The organism is Actinacidiphila sp. bgisy160, assembly GCF_057707815.1.
On the sequence record NZ_JBYIQW010000049.1, the window covers coordinates 1 to 14,068 of the forward strand.

Here is a 14,068-nt window from a genome sequence, read left to right on the forward strand (position 1 = left end):
GGTCCCGACAAAGCATGGTGGGTGGTTGCGGGCTCGTCTCGCGCCCTTCGGGCGCGAGACAGCCGGACACGGACACCCGGACCGCACCCTGACGACCCGGCCGAGCGGCTACACCATCCGGCGGGCCCCCGCGGACGGCACCGCCGTGAAGACCCGCGGCTCGCGGTGGCCGGCCGTGGCGAAGGCGGCGGCGATCGCCTCGGCGGTCTTCTTCGCGGCGGACTCCTCCACCAGCACGATCGCCGAACCGCCGAAGCCGCCCCCGGTCATGCGCGCGCCGAGGGCGCCCGCCTCCACACCGGCCGACACCACCAGGTCGAGTTCCGGGCAGGAGACCCTGAAGTCGTCGCGCAGCGAGGCGTGGCCCTCGGTCAGCACCGGCCCGATGGCGCGGGCGTCGCCGGTCTCCAGCAGTTCGACGACTCGCTGCACCCGGCGGTCCTCGGTCACCACGTGCCGTACCAGCGGCCGCAGTCCGGGTTCCTCGACGCGGGCGAGGGCCTCGTCGAGGCTCTCGTAGGGGATGTCCCGCAGCGCCTCGACGCCGAGCTGCGCCGCCGCCTCCTCGCAGCCCGCCCGCCGCTTGCCGTACTCGCCCTCGCTGTGGGCGTGGGTGACCCGGGTGTCGACGACGAGCAGCCGCAGGCCCTGGGAGGCCATGTCGAAGGGGATCTGGCGCTGCGACAGGTCGCGGGTGTCGAGCCACAGGGCGTGCCCCTCGGTGCAGCACGCCGAGGCGGTCTGGTCCATGATCCCGGTGGGCGCGCCCACGTAGACGTTCTCCGCGCGCTGGCAGAGCCGGGCGATCCGCCACCGCTCCAGGCCGAGGCCGTAGAGGTCGTTCAGGGCGACGGCGGTGACGACCTCCAGCGCGGCCGAGGAGGACAGCCCCGCCCCGGTGGGGACGGTGCTCTCGAAGTGGATGTCGGCGCCGGTGATCTCGTACCCGGCGTCGCGCAGCGCCCAGATGACGCCTGCGGGGTAGTCGGCCCAGCCGGCACCGCCGCCGGGTTCGAGTTCGTCGACGTGCAGTTCGACGACGCCGGCGGGGACGTCGGGCGAGCCGCTGTGCAGCCGCAGCCGGCCGTCGGCGCGGCGGGCGACCGCGGCGACCGTGGTGTGGGGCAGCGCGAAAGGCATCACGAAGCCGTCGTTGTAGTCGGTGTGCTCACCGATCAGGTTCACCCGGCCGGGGGCGGCCCAGACGCCCTCGGGGCCGGTGCCGTACGTGGCGCGGAAGCCGTCCTCGCTCACTTGCCGCCCTCCTGGTTCTGCAGGTCCTGCGCGAAGGTCCAGGCATCGCGGACGATCCCGTCGAGGTCGGTGCGCGAGGGACGCCAGCCGAGGCGCTCCTTGGCCCGCTCGGCGGAGGCGACCAGGACGGCCGGGTCGCCGCCGCGGCGCGGGGCGACGACCTCGGGGACGGGGTGACCGGTGACCCGGCGGACGGTCTCGATGACCTCGCGCACGGAGAAGCCGTTGCCGTTGCCGAGGTTGCAGATCAGGTGCTCGCCGGGAGCCGGCGCGTCGACGGCAAGCAGATGCGCCTCGGCCAGGTCGGCCACGTGGATGTAGTCGCGGACGCAGGTGCCGTCGGGGGTGGGGTAGTCGTCGCCGAAGACGGAGATCGCCTCCCGGCGGCCCTGGGCGACCTGCAGCACGAGCGGGATGAGGTGCGACTCGGGCGCATGACGCTCGCCGAACGCCCCGTAGGCGCCCGCGACGTTGAAGTAGCGCAGGGAGACCGCGGCCAGGCCGTGGGCGACCGCCTCGCTGGTGATCATGTGATCGACGGCGAGCTTGGAGGCGCCGTACGGGTTGGTCGGCAGCGTCGGGTCGTCCTCGGTGACCGGAACGGACTCCGGCTCGCCGTAGGTGGCGGCGGTGGAGGAGAAGACCAGGCGCCGCACCCCGGTGTCACGCATCGCCGTGAGCAGGTCCAGCGTGCCCGCCACGTTGTTGCGCCAGTACTTCTCGGGGTGGACGACGGACTCGCCGACCTGGGAGCTGGCGGCGAAGTGCAGCACCGCGTCGTAGGTGGCGTCGAGCACCTTCGCCGCGTCCTGGACCCGCCCCTCGACGAAGCCGGCGCCCTCGGGGACACCGTCCCGGAAGCCGGTGGACAGGTCGTCCAGGACGGTGACCCGGTGCCCCGCCTCCAGCAGATGGGCCGCCACGACGCTGCCGACGTAACCGGCGCCTCCGGTGACCAGAACCTTCTTCGTGCGAGGGTCGCTCACGGGGTCACAGCCTTTCTCGGGTTCGACTCGGGGCCACCGTAGCGGCGCCGGATGAACACGCGCCGGTGGTGGGGCATGGTGACGATCACAGGGGCGCCGCTCACGGGGAGGCGACCTCCCTCAGGCGGCTCGCGGCGGTCTCCGGCGGCACGTCGTTGATGAACACGCTCATGCCGGACTCGGAGCCCGCCAGGTACTTGAGCTTGCCCTTGGTGCGGCGGATCGTGAACAGCTCCAGGTGGAGCGCGAACTCCTCGCGCAGCGGGCTGGAGAGCGGCGCCTGGTGCCAGCCGGAGATGTACGGGGTCGGCGGCTCCGCTGCGGCGCCGGGCCGGTACGGGCCCTCGGGGCCGAAGAGCCGGTCGAAGCGGCGCAGCAGTTCCAGGTAGATCCCGGGGAACTCGGCGCGGGCCGCCTCGTCCAGGCCGGTCAGATCCGGCACCCTGTGCCGCGGGTAGAGGTGCACCTCGTACGGCCAGTGCGCGGAGTACGGCACGAACGCCGTCCAGTGCTCGCCCTCCAGGACGATCCGGCTGCCGTCCTCGCGCTCACGGGCCACGAGGTCGTCGAAGAGGTTGCGGCCGCCGGTGGCCTCGCGGTGCCGTTCCAGCGAACGCAGCATCAGCTCGGTGCGCGGTGTGGCGTGTGGGTAGCCGTAGATCTGGCCGTGCGGGTGGCCGAGGGTGACGCCGATCTCCTCGCCGCGGTTCTCGAAGCAGTAGACCTGCTCGACACCGGGCAGCCGGGAGAGTTCGGCCGTGCGGTCGGTCCAGGCGTCGAGCACCAGCCGTGCCTGCTCCGGGGTGAGGTCGGCGAACGACCCGTCGTGCCGGTCGGTGAAGCAGACGACCTCGCAACGGCCATGTTTTCCGGTGAGCGAGGGAAAGCGGTTCTCGAACACGGCCACGTCGTAGTGGTCGTCCGGGATCTCTCCCCCGAAGGGGGTGCCCCCAGAGCGCCCGTCCCTGGACGGGCAGAGCGGGCACTCGTCGGCGGGGGGGTGGTAGGTGCGGGTCTGACGGTGGGAGGCGATGGCGACGAAGTCACCGAGCAGCGGGTCCTGGCGGATCTCCGAGGCGCTGGTCACCGGGTCCAGCGGGCGGCGGTCGACGGCGTCGCGGGTCTCGTCGTCGCGCAGGTCGTAGTAGATCAGCTCGCGCCCGTCGGCGAGCCGGGTCGATGTCTTCTTCACCCTGCGGGCTCCTCACACCACGCCAGCAAACAGAATCAAACACAATGAATCACAAGGCAACAGCAACGTCAACGGAGGCCCCGTTGCGGGGAGTGATCAAACCACGCAAAACCTGACAGAAGGGCTACGGCAACCCAGCAGTGCGCTCGACTACTCGATCCTCGCGATCTGCTTCGTCGCCGTCCTCGGCATCGGATTCGCCGCCCGCCGCGCCGTCCGGACCGGCCTCGGCTTCTTCCTGTCCAGTCGGTCGCTGCCCGCCTGGGGCACCGGTCCGGCGTTCATCGCCGCCGACCCGTGTGCGACCGAGATCCTGGGGATGGCCGCCAACGGCGCGCGCTACGGGGCGTACACGGTGCACTGGTACTGGATCGGCGCCATTCTGGTGAATGCTGCGGAACCGACGCGCCGTCCCGCAGTCAGGGCGTGCGGGTCCCCGACGCGGACATCGCCAAGGCCCAGGGGATCAACATCGACCTCTGGACCGGGATCGGCATGCTGGTGCCGGGACTGCTCTTCCTCCTGTGGATGAAGCTCAGTCCCCCTCCTTCCCCGCACGATCCACGGGAGACGCCTGAGCCGGGATCGCACCGCCCGGGAGGTGGTGACCGACCCGGTCCAGCAGACCGGTGCGGGCGGCCAGCGCGGCGGCTTCCAGCCGGGAGCCCACCCCCAGCTTCATCAGCACCCGCTGCACGTGCGTACGGGCGGTGCTCGGCGCGATCCGCATGCCCGCCGCGATCAGCCGGGTGTCCTCGCCGTCCGCGACCCGCAACAGCACCTCGACCTCGCGCGGGGTGAGCATCTGCAGCAGCCTGGTGCCCTCGTCGTCCGGCTCGGCCACCGGATTGAGCAGCTCGGCGAACGCGCCCTGCAGCAGCCCGGGCGCCACGGCCACCTCGCCGGCGCGCGCCTTGGCCATCGCCCGCTCGACGCCCTCGATCCGCTCGTCGTGCCGTACGTAGCCGGACGCTCCGGCCGCGAACGCGGCGGCGATCCCCCGCGGGTTGGGCACCGGACCCAGGACCAGCACCGCGACCCCGGGCCGCTCCCGCTTGATGCGGACGACCGCGTCGAAGGCGCCCGGCTCGGCCGGCGCCGCCGTCCCGATCAGGCACACCTCGGGCGACCTGCTCAGCACGAGATCCGCCGCGCCCGAGGCGGGCGCGGCCGCCGCGAGCACCCGGTGCCCGCGCAGCTTCAGAGCCGAGGCGAGCGCCTCGGCCAGCAGACGATGATCGTCGACGACGACCAGCCGTACGCCCATGGGCGTCCCCCTCATCCCCCCATGGACTGGTGCGGGCCTGCCCACCGAGTCCAAGCCGGTCCCCCTCACATGCCGTGGCGAAGCCCGTCCGGCATACCGCCTGTGCCCCCGGCGGGCCCGGGCCATGCCCGGGAAGGTACACGCTTGTTCGACGCTTTGCGCCCCCTACTCGGCAGAAGCATCCCTAAATCCGCGTTATCTCCGAACATGGCCGACTTACGACCGGGTGTGCTTGTTCGAGGAGGTCAGCCGAAGGCGGCGATGGACCGGTCCGTCAGGTTGGCCGAGGCGGAGATGTGATCGGAGGTCAGGAAGAAGTGGTCCTTGTACAGCCACCGGCCCGAGTCGCTGTCGAGGAAGTCGTTCTCCAGGTCCTTGCCGCTCTCCGGCAGTTCCATGAACAGGGTGAAGCTGCGCGTCGCGGGATCGAGCCGCACCAGGCGGCCCGGCTTGGCGTAGGTGTTCTTCTGGTAGGCGACGACCTTGCCGCCGCTGACGCCCACGATCTTGAGCTCGCGCTCCTGGTCGGGCTTGGCGAGCCACTTCGGCTTGCCGGTGGTGAGGTCCAGCGCGGCGATCTCGTTCGTCTGGGAGTAGGAGGTGCCGCTGCCCGAGTGGGTCCTGGTGGGCAGGTAGATGGTCGTGCCGTCGACGGCGACGTTGGTGCACCGGTTGTCCTCGCAGTGGATGCGGTACGTGGCGTCCGCGCCGCCCGCGCCGAGCGAGATGCGGCTCTTCATCCTGCCGCCCTCCAGGTACACGATGTCGGTCATCGACGGGCTGCCCGCCGACAGCCCCACGACCACCGGGTCCGTGGAGATGACGCTGTACACCTCACTGCCGTTCGGCACCTGCCAGGACCACTTCTTGGCGCCGCCCTCGCCCAGGCCCTGGACGTACTCGTCACCGCCGAAGCCGCCGCACTCGACGACCGCGACCAGCGCGGCGCCGCCGTGGTAGCCCTTGTCGGTGCACTCCGAACCGGCCTTGGGCGTCCACAGCACCGCCCCGGTGCTGATCCTGTACGCGACCGAGCCGCCGATCCAGGAGACGGCCGCCGTGTCTCCCGTGAGCGCGATCTGCGGGTAGCTGTGCGAGGTCCGGCCGTTCGGGCTGGGCAGCTTCTTCGCCCACAGCTTCCTGCCCTGGGCGATGTCGACGGCGATCACGCTGTCGCAGTCCGTGCCGTACTGCAGCACCAGGCGGTCGCCGGCCGCCGACTCCGGTCCCGGGCAGGAATCCCCGTCCAGCGGGATCGACCAGTTCTCCTTGCCGCTGTCGATGTCGAAGGAACGCAGCGCGTCCGGCATCGTCTTCACGACGGCGTTGCCGGTGAACCAGGCCTCCGCCACCGGGGCGGTGATCTCGGCCTTGGGCGGCCGCACCGCCTTCTTGTCCCACAACGCGCGGGCCTTGAGCGGGCCGTCGCCGGCGGGCCGGCTGCTACCGCCCTTCGCCGGGGTGTCCGAGGGGTCGCCGTCGCCCGTGGTGGCCAGGAAGACGCCCGCGCCGACGACCAGGACCGCCGCGATCGCCGCCGCCGCGATCCCGGCCGCCTTGCCGCCGCCGCGCTTCGGCGGCTGCGGGTACGGCTGGTGGCCGTACCCGGGGAGCGGCTGGGTCGGTGCCTGGGCGTACGGGTTGGGGCCGTACGGGCCCGGCGGCGGGGGTGGCGGCTGCCGGCCCTGCGGCTGCACCGGCGGCTGGGCGTAGGGGTTGGGCTGCTGCGGCGGGTAACCGTACCGAGGCGGCTGCGGCCCGAATCCGGGCTGGTTGCCGGGAGGAGGCGGCGGCTGCGACATCAGCGGGCACCTTTCGGGGCACAGGTGTGCGGGGGCGGTCGGTGACCCTCTTTGTACCACCGGTCACGCACGGTTCCGCCCCCGCGCCCGAGGACCGTTACGGCACTGCTACCCGGCGACCTTCGGCGAGAGGTTCACCAGCAGGTGGACGTGGTTGGCCTCGCCGTTGAACTCGGACCAGTGACGACGCCCCGCGGGCGCGGGAGACCGCCCGTGGTGAGGGGCTGCCGTTCCCGACGACCGGCGATCCGCCGAAGCGGCTTCGCAGGCGGTGTCAGCCCGTGGAGCGCAGGTGGGACCGGGACTCGTCCCGGCACCGCGCGACGAAGCGGGAACCCACCCGAAGGGACCCACACAGCCCGTGTGGGTGCAGGCGAATGCCCGGCCTCCAGGCCGGGGAGAATGTCAGACCTCGTCGGCCAGCTCCAGCCAGCGCATCTCCAGTTCCTCGCGCTCGCCCGCCAGCGACCGCAGCTCCATGTCGAGTTCGGCCACCTTCTCGAAGTCGGTGGCGTTCTCGGCGATGGCGGCGTGCAGCTTGGACTCCTTCTCGCCGATCTTGTCCAACTGCCGCTCGATGCGCTGCAGTTCCTTCTTGGCCGTCCGGCTGTCGCCGCCGCCCTTGGGCTTGGCCGGGGCGGGCGCGGGGGCGGCGGCCTCGACGGCCGCCCGGCGCCGCTCCAGGTACTCGTCGATACCGCGCGGCAGCATGCGCAGGGTGGCGTCGCCGAGCAGGGCGAAGGTGCGGTCGGTGGTCCGCTCCAGGAAGTAGCGGTCGTGGGAGATGACCACCATCGAGCCCGGCCAGCCGTCGAGCAGGTCCTCCAGCTGGGTCAGGGTCTCGATGTCGAGGTCGTTGGTGGGCTCGTCGAGGAAGAGTACGTTGGGCTCGTCCATCAGCAGCCGCAGCAGCTGCAGCCGTCGCCGCTCACCACCGGACAGGTCGCCGACCGGGGTCCACTGCTTCTCCTTGGTGAACCCGAACTTCTCGCAGAGCTGACCCGCCGTCATCTCCCGGCCCTTGCCCAGGTCGACCCGTCCGCGCACCGACTCCACCGCCTGCAGCACCCGCAGCGCCGGGTCGAGCTCGGCGACCTCCTGCGACAGGTAGGCCAGCCGCACGGTCTTGCCGACCACCACCCTGCCGGCCACGGGCTGCTTCTCGCCCTCGCTGGCGGCGGCGTCCGCGAGCGCCCGCAGCAGGGACGTCTTGCCGGCGCCGTTGACGCCGACCAGGCCGATCCGGTCGCCGGGGCCCAGCTGCCAGGTCAGGTGCTTCAGCAGCACCTTCGGCCCGGCCTGCACGGTCACGTTCTCCAGGTCGAAGACGGTCTTGCCGAGCCGGGTCGTCGCGAACTTCATCAGCTCGGCGTCGTCGCGCGGCGGCGGCACGTCGGCGATCAGCTCGTTGGCCGCCTCGATGCGGAACCGCGGCTTGCTGGTGCGGGCGGGGGCGCCGCGACGCAGCCAGGCCAGCTCCTTGCGCATCAGGTTCTGCCGCTTGACCTCCTCGGTAGCGGCGATCCGCTCGCGCTCGGCGCGGGCGAAGACGTAGTCGCTGTAACCACCCTCGTAATCGTGGACGTCACCGCGCTGCACGTCCCACATGCGGGTGCAGACCTGGTCCAGGAACCATCGGTCGTGGGTCACGCACACCAGGGCCGAGCGGCGCGCCCGCAGATGGCCCGCGAGCCAGGAGATGCCCTCGACGTCGAGGTGGTTGGTGGGCTCGTCGAGCACGATCAGGTCCTGCTCGGCGATCAGCAGCTTCGCCAGCGCGATCCTGCGGCGCTCGCCTCCGGACAGCGGCCCGATCACCGTGTCCAGCCCCTGCGGGAAGCCGGGCAGGTCCAGCCCGCCGAAGAGCCCGGTGAGCACGTCCCGGATCTTCGCGTCGCCGGCCCACTCGTGGTCCGCGCGGTCGCCGACCACCTCGTGCCGGACGGTCGCCCGCGGGTCGAGGCTGTCGTGCTGCGTCAGTACGCCCAGCCGCAGGTCCGAGGTGTGCGTCACCCGCCCGGTGTCCGGCCCTTCCAGCTTCGCCAGCATCCGGATCAGGGTCGTCTTCCCGTCGCCGTTGCGGCCGACCACACCGATGCGGTCGCCCTCCGATACGCCGAGCGAGATCCCGTCCAGCAGGGTGCGCGTTCCGTACACCTTGCTGACGGACTCGACGTTGACCAAGTTAAGTGCCACAGGTGCTGTGCTCCCAAGGGCTACGGACGACCGACTCCCTCAGCCTAGTCGCCGCCGGCCGGATGCCGGCCGGCCGAGACCTCACATCGAACACCTGTACCACTCGGCGGAGCCCACTGACCGGACAGTGAGACGCCACGTTCGCGTGGCATTCTTGATTCCAGCCGAAGCTATGGCAGTCGAAAAGGGGAGCGTCGCTGTGAGTATCGCGCTGCCGCCATGGATGTACCCGCCCCGGGACAGCGGCTGGGAGGCCGACGACCTGGACCTGCTCCCAGCCGACGCCCCGCGTCACATCGAGCTGCTGGACGGAGCGCTGATCTTCAACATGGCCCCCCAGCGCAGCTGGCACGACCGGGTGATCCGCCGACTCACCGCCGCGCTGGAAAGCGTCGCCCCCGTGGACTGGACCGTCGAAGCGCAGATGACCGTGAAGCTCAATCGACGCAGCCGTCCGGAGCCCGACATCATCGTCGCCTCGGTGCCCTACGCGCCGGAGCGCACCCGATTCCTCCCGGAAGAGGTCGAGTTGGTGGTCGAGGTGGTGTCCGCCGAGTCCGAGGACCGGGACCGACGCTACAAGCCGGGCCTCTACGCTGACGCAGGCATCCGCCATCTCTGGCGCGTCGAGGACGAGAACGGCCTCCCCGCGGTTCACACCTACGAGCTGGACGACACCACCCGGGCCTATGTGGCCACCGGTGTGCATCGCGACCGGCTGGACACCCCCGTCCCGTTCCCTGTCTCCATCGATGTCAAGGATCTGGTGCGCTAGTTGTTCTGCGCCAGTTCTGTCCGGCCGGTCATACGACCGGCTCGCCCGTTTCCAGGGCGTCGGCCTTTCTCGTCAGGTCTGCTGCGACATCATCCCAATCCGGGCCGTGCATCCAGAGGCTCTCGGCAGCCTCTCGCATGAGCGTCGGCTCGTCCGGCCGCTGCAACAGCACCAGCCGATAGGCCAGATTCCGGACCCAGACCGGCAGACGCCCGTCGACAATGTGCGGACAGAGCTCACGCAGCATGGCGAGGATCGAATCCGCGTCAGCGAAGGTCAGCTCTTCGACGAAGTTGCGCTCTCGGTGTTCGAGACCGCACTCCGGCGTGGGTCGGTACTCGTCTCCGTAGAGGCACCGCGCGTGCTCCGTCAGGGTGCTGTGCATGGCCCACCCGGCACGGAGCATCTTTCTTTCGTCCGCGCCTCGACGTTGACCAGGTTGACGGCCATGGGACTCCTGTCACTACGAAAGAACGACCTCCCAGAGTAGTGCGGCCGCGTCACCCGCTGGGCCTGACCGCCCCTCGGGCACCCCTGCGGGTGGGGGCATCCCCGGGCCGCGCGGGAGCGGCAGCGGCAGCGGGTGCTGCGATCAGCGTGGCGTCGCGGTGATCGCCCACCGTACACAGCCGCAGCTATGTACAGTCTTCACATGGATACGTATCCGCTCGTGGAAGCCCGCAACCAGCTCGGACAGCTCGTCGGCCGCGTCCGGCACGGGCACGAACACATCCTGATCAGCGAGTACGGCAAACCCGCCGCCGCTCTCATCCCGATAAGCGAACTCGAGGAACTCCAGCGTCTGCGCGAGGCGGCGGACGCGGCCGAGGCGGCGGGACGCGAATCCGCTCCCACAGGCCCGGCGATGACGCATGACGAGTTCATTGCCCTGTTGGAGAACGAGGATCGTCAGGCCGAGGCCTCCTGACCCACACCGTCGTCTGGCAGCACCGGGCCATGGACGAATTCCGGCGCCTGCGTTCCGTTGATCCGGTGGGCGCCAAGGCAGGCGCCGCTGCCGTCAGGGACCTGGCCCGTGAACCGCGTCCCCGAGCGGCACGCGCCCTGGGGGACTCCGGGTACTGGTGGTTGTCCGTGGGCGACTGGCGGGTTCTGTACCGGCCGGAGGCCGAGGCCGTCACCGTCCTCATCGTCAAGATCGGCCGTGTGGGCTGACGTCCGGCTCGCAAACCGACGCATACCCGCCCCGTGGACGCGGGCGCTCAGACCACGGTCGCGCCCCGCGCGGGGCCGGTGGTGACCCGGACCGCGCGGCAGGTTCCGGAGGCGGCGAGGGCGCCGGCGACGGCGTGCGCGGACTCGGCGTCCTTGGCGAGGAAGGCGGTGGTGGGCCCGGAGCCCGAGACCAGGGCGGCCAGGGCGCCGGCCTCGGTGCCCGCGGCCAGGGTCGCGGCCAGCGAGGGCCGCAGGGACAGCGCGGCGGGCTGCAGGTCGTTCGCCAGGGCGCCGGCGAGGGCGACGGCATCACCAGCGCGCAGCGCCTCGACCAGGGCCGCGGACGCCTCCGGCTCCGGCACCGCCGCGTCGCCGCGCAGCCGGTCGCACTCGCGGTAGACCTCGGGGGTGGACAGGCCGCCGTCGGCGACTGCGAAGACCCAGTGGAAGGCGCCGCCGGTCTCCAGCGGCTCCAGCAGTTCGCCGCGGCCCCGGCCGAGGGCGGCCCCGCCGACCAGGCTGAAGGGGACGTCGCTGCCGAGCTCGGCGCAGATCGCGAGCAGCTCCTCGCGGCTCGCGCCGGTGCCCCACAGCGCGTCGCAGGCGACGAGGGCGCCCGCCGCGTCGGCGCTGCCGCCGGCCATGCCGCCCGCGACGGGGATGTCCTTGGCGATGTGGATGTGGACGCGCGGCTCCAGGCCGTGCCGCGCGGCGAGCGCGATCGCGGCGCGGGCGGCGAGATTGCTCGCGTCCGCCGGGACCTGGCCGGCGTCCGGTCCGGCGACCGTGATCAGCAGCTCGTCGGCGGGAGTGACGGTGACCTCGTCGTACAGGCCGACGGCGAGGAAGACGTTCGCCAGGTCGTGGAAACCGTCGGGGCGCGGCCCGCCCACCGCGAGCTGGACGTTGACCTTGGCGGGCACGCGGACGGTAACGGGCGCGGGGCTGCGGGTCACGGCGCGGTTCTCCTCGGTGCGTGGGTCGTGCGGTGTGCGGCGCGCGGGTCGTACGGGGACGGTAACGCGCCGGGCGCGGCGGCGCCCCCATTGTGCCCCCTGCTAGCGCCGGGGGACGCCGGCCCCGCCGTGCTCGGCGATCGCCGCGAACTCCTCCACGGTCAGCGCCTCACCGCGCGCCTGCGGCGAGACCCCCGCGGCCACCAGCGCCTCCTCGGCGGCGGCGGCCGAGCCCGCCCAGCCGGCCAGCGCCGCCCGCAGCGTCTTGCGGCGCTGCGCGAAGGCGGCGTCCACGACCGCGAAGACCTGCTCGCGGGTGGCGGTGGTGCGGAGCGGTTCCTTGCGGCGGACCAGCGAGACCAGCCCGGAGTCCACGTTCGGGGCGGGCCAGAAGACGTTGCGGCCGATCGCCCCGGCCCGCTTCACCTCCGCGTACCAGGCGGCCTTCACCGAGGGCACCCCGTACACCTTGGAACCGGGACCGGCGGCCAGCCGGTCGGCGACCTCGGACTGCACCATGACCAGCGTGCGCTCGATGCTCGGGAAGGTCGCGAGCATGTGCAGCAGCACCGGGACGGCCACGTTGTACGGCAGGTTGGCCACCAGCGCCGTGGGCGGCGGACCGGGCAGTTCCTCGACGCGCAGCGCGTCACGGTGCACGAGCGCGAAGCGGCCCGCGCGGTCCGGCAGGCGGGCTGCGACGGTCGAGGGGAGGGCCGCGGCCAGCACGTCGTCGATCTCCACCGCGGTGACGCGCTCGGCCACCTCCAGCAGCGCCAGCGTGAGCGAGCCCAGCCCCGGACCGACCTCGACGACCACGTCGTCGGGCCGGACGTCCGCGGTGCGTACGATCCGGCGCACCGTGTTCGCGTCGATGACGAAGTTCTGGCCGCGTTGCTTGGTGGGGCGCACGCCCAGCGCGGCGGCCAGCTCACGGATGTCGGCGGGGCCGAGCAGGGCGTCGTCGGCGGGACCGGAGTGGTCGGTGGTGCTCACCGCTCAAGGGTATCCGGGGCCGGCCGCGCCTTTGCCGGGCTACGAGTAGAGCTTGCGGCCGCACACCGGCCAGGGGCTGGCGCCGCGCTGGATGTACAGGCGCTTGGCGCGGTACGTCTGCTCCTTGGCCGAGGCGTCCTGGGGGCGGCCGCGGCCGCCCAGGTTGCGCCAGGTGCGCCGGTCGAACTGGTAGAGACCGCCGTAGGTGCCGGAGGCGTCCACCGCGTTCGGCCGCCCGCCCGCCTCGCACTGGCCGAGCGCCTTCCAGTTGAGGTGGTCGGCTCCCTCGACACTGTCCGGGAGCGGCTTGGTGCCGACGCGCACGACTTGCCGCACGGGCTCGCGCAGCACCTCCTCGGAGATGCGCCGAGGCTTCTGCCGGACCCCGTCGACCGTCCGGTACGCGTACATGACGCGGCGCAGCCCGTTCCTGCCCCGGGTGTCGACGGCGGTGGTGCCCTCGAACAGCGAGGGGTCCTTCCTCCGCTCGACGGGGAAGGGCACCGGCTCCTCGTGGACCTCGTCGTGGCCGCGGATGCGCATGACGGAGATCGTCTGGCCCTCGCGCGGAAAGCTGTCGGGGTCGACGGAGGTGGCGTCCAGGCCGTGCAGCGCGATGCCGGCGTCGCGCAGCGCCTCGCCGACGGTGGCGGCGTTGGTGCGGACGGGCCGTTCGTGGCCGTCGGCCAGGAAGGTCACCTGGCGTTCGGTGCGGACGTCCAGCTCCAGCCCGTGCCGCCCGATGGCCTCGCCGCGGGAGGCGGACAGGTAGGCGCCGTCCGCGCGCACGCCGAGCTGGCGCAGGGCGCCGTCGACGGTGCCGGCCGTGGTCCAGATCCGCCGGGGCCTGCCGTCGAGGGTGAGCGCGACCGGGCGGCCGAAGCGGACGGCCACGGTGTCGCCGTCCTGCAGCGCCGCGTCGGGGCCGGGGGCGACGATGTCGTGGTCGCCGACCTCGATGCCCTGGCGCTGCAGCAGTTCCTCGACGCTCCCGGCGAAGGTGTGCAGGGTGCGCGGCTGACCGTCCACGCTGAGCTGCACCGCCTTGCCCCCGGCCAAGTAGACGGTGCTGCCGCCCGCCAGGCACGCGACGACCAGGGCCCGGGGCAGCAGCATGCTCAGCGCGTCGGGGCGACGCGTGGCGCGCCTGCGCCGCGCCGCCGCGCGCCCCGGACGCGGCTCGACGTCCCCGGCGGCGGGGGCCGTGCCCGGTGTCCCGCGGTTGGGGCCGTTCGCGGAGGACCGAGTCCCGGCCCGCGTCGTGCCCGCCTTGCTCCTGTTGCTCACGGCGTACCTCCGGCCCGGTCCGATTCGGACCGAACCGGGACCATAGCGGAGAATTCATCACTCTCCCAAGCCGCTTGGTCACGACGTGTCGCCGAACGGGTGGCCCGCGACGGCGCTCGCGGCCGTGGTCAGCGCGGCCCTGCCCCGCCCACGGCGATGACCGTTCCACCGGCCGGGCGTC

13 protein-coding genes and 1 pseudogene are annotated in these 14,068 nt (G+C 72.3%); 4 read left to right on the forward strand and 10 right to left on the reverse strand.

Annotated features, from left to right (window positions below; genetic code table 11):
* Positions 1–108: 108 nt before the first annotated feature.
* The 3 genes from galK to galT all read right to left on the reverse strand — a co-directional run bounded on the left by galK (position 109) and on the right by galT (position 3,432).
* Positions 109–1,254, reverse strand: a complete 1,146-nt coding sequence (gene galK, locus AC3EUJ_RS29010) for a galactokinase (protein ID WP_431966473.1) — start codon at positions 1,252–1,254, stop codon at positions 109–111.
* On the reverse strand, positions 1,251–2,240 hold the full coding sequence (galE, locus tag AC3EUJ_RS29015; protein WP_431966475.1) for a UDP-glucose 4-epimerase GalE: 990 nt from the start codon (positions 2,238–2,240) through the stop codon (positions 1,251–1,253). Before galE ends, galK begins: the two co-directional genes overlap by 4 nt.
* Before the next feature lie 100 nt (positions 2,241–2,340).
* Positions 2,341–3,432 (reverse strand): galactose-1-phosphate uridylyltransferase, encoded by a 1,092-nt coding sequence (gene galT, locus AC3EUJ_RS29020; protein WP_431966477.1) that lies wholly within the window; start codon positions 3,430–3,432, stop codon positions 2,341–2,343.
* A 112-nt stretch (positions 3,433–3,544) separates the two neighbouring features.
* Between galT and AC3EUJ_RS29025 the strand changes: the two are divergent.
* A pseudogene (locus AC3EUJ_RS29025) lies at positions 3,545–3,814 on the forward strand (Na+/galactose cotransporter); the annotation flags it as partial.
* Between the two features lie 153 nt (positions 3,815–3,967).
* Here AC3EUJ_RS29025 and AC3EUJ_RS29030 read toward each other — a convergent pair.
* The 3 genes from AC3EUJ_RS29030 to AC3EUJ_RS29040 form a co-directional block, all read right to left on the reverse strand.
* Positions 3,968–4,699, reverse strand: a complete 732-nt coding sequence (locus AC3EUJ_RS29030) for a helix-turn-helix transcriptional regulator (RefSeq protein ID WP_431966572.1) — start codon at positions 4,697–4,699, stop codon at positions 3,968–3,970.
* Positions 4,700–4,944: 245 nt separating this feature from the next.
* Positions 4,945–6,501, reverse strand: a complete 1,557-nt coding sequence (locus tag AC3EUJ_RS29035) for an outer membrane protein assembly factor BamB family protein (protein WP_431966479.1) — start codon at positions 6,499–6,501, stop codon at positions 4,945–4,947.
* Between the two features lie 405 nt (positions 6,502–6,906).
* A complete protein-coding gene (locus AC3EUJ_RS29040) occupies positions 6,907–8,697 on the reverse strand; it encodes an ABC-F family ATP-binding cassette domain-containing protein (protein ID WP_431966481.1) in 1,791 nt (596 codons plus the stop codon).
* Positions 8,698–8,896: 199 nt separating this feature from the next.
* On the opposite strand from AC3EUJ_RS29040, the gene AC3EUJ_RS29045 reads away from it, so the two are divergent.
* Complete coding sequence (locus AC3EUJ_RS29045) at positions 8,897–9,472, forward strand: Uma2 family endonuclease (RefSeq protein WP_431966483.1); 576 nt, start codon at positions 8,897–8,899, stop codon at positions 9,470–9,472.
* A 28-nt stretch (positions 9,473–9,500) separates the two neighbouring features.
* On the opposite strand, the gene AC3EUJ_RS29050 is transcribed toward AC3EUJ_RS29045, so the two are convergent.
* A complete protein-coding gene (locus AC3EUJ_RS29050; RefSeq protein ID WP_431966485.1) occupies positions 9,501–9,857 on the reverse strand; it encodes a hypothetical protein in 357 nt (118 codons plus the stop codon).
* A 267-nt stretch (positions 9,858–10,124) separates the two neighbouring features.
* Here AC3EUJ_RS29050 and AC3EUJ_RS29055 point away from each other — a divergent pair, with 267 nt between their 5' ends.
* Both AC3EUJ_RS29055 and AC3EUJ_RS29060 read left to right on the forward strand, forming a co-directional pair.
* Positions 10,125–10,400, forward strand: a complete 276-nt coding sequence (locus tag AC3EUJ_RS29055; protein WP_431966487.1) for a type II toxin-antitoxin system Phd/YefM family antitoxin — start codon at positions 10,125–10,127, stop codon at positions 10,398–10,400.
* Entirely contained in the window at positions 10,397–10,648 is a 252-nt protein-coding gene (locus tag AC3EUJ_RS29060; protein WP_431966574.1) for a type II toxin-antitoxin system RelE family toxin, read from the forward strand. The genes AC3EUJ_RS29055 and AC3EUJ_RS29060 overlap by 4 nt, the downstream gene beginning before the upstream one ends.
* Before the next feature lie 47 nt (positions 10,649–10,695).
* Here the strand turns inward: AC3EUJ_RS29060 and AC3EUJ_RS29065 are convergent, their stop codons facing one another.
* The 3 genes from AC3EUJ_RS29065 to AC3EUJ_RS29075 form a co-directional block, all read right to left on the reverse strand.
* A complete protein-coding gene (locus tag AC3EUJ_RS29065) occupies positions 10,696–11,604 on the reverse strand; it encodes a 4-(cytidine 5'-diphospho)-2-C-methyl-D-erythritol kinase (RefSeq protein WP_431966489.1) in 909 nt (302 codons plus the stop codon).
* Between the two features lie 102 nt (positions 11,605–11,706).
* Positions 11,707–12,600, reverse strand: a complete 894-nt coding sequence (gene rsmA / locus AC3EUJ_RS29070; protein ID WP_431966491.1) for a 16S rRNA (adenine(1518)-N(6)/adenine(1519)-N(6))-dimethyltransferase RsmA — start codon at positions 12,598–12,600, stop codon at positions 11,707–11,709.
* Between the two features lie 39 nt (positions 12,601–12,639).
* Positions 12,640–13,887 (reverse strand): resuscitation-promoting factor, encoded by a 1,248-nt coding sequence (locus AC3EUJ_RS29075; protein WP_431966493.1) that lies wholly within the window; start codon positions 13,885–13,887, stop codon positions 12,640–12,642.
* Positions 13,888–14,068 lie beyond the last annotated feature (181 nt).

What these genes read in the sequence shown, in the direction of transcription:
- AC3EUJ_RS29055 (WP_431966487.1), top strand. Translation starts at nt 10,125, where the DNA reads ATGGATACGTATCCGCTCGTGGAAGCCCGCAACCAGCTCGGACAGCTC.
- AC3EUJ_RS29035 (WP_431966479.1), bottom strand. Translation starts at nt 6,501, where the DNA reads ATGTCGCAGCCGCCGCCTCCTCCCGGCAACCAGCCCGGATTCGGGCCG.
- AC3EUJ_RS29030 (WP_431966572.1), bottom strand. Translation starts at nt 4,699, where the DNA reads ATGGGCGTACGGCTGGTCGTCGTCGACGATCATCGTCTGCTGGCCGAG.
- AC3EUJ_RS29050 (WP_431966485.1), bottom strand. Translation starts at nt 9,857, where the DNA reads ATGCACAGCACCCTGACGGAGCACGCGCGGTGCCTCTACGGAGACGAG.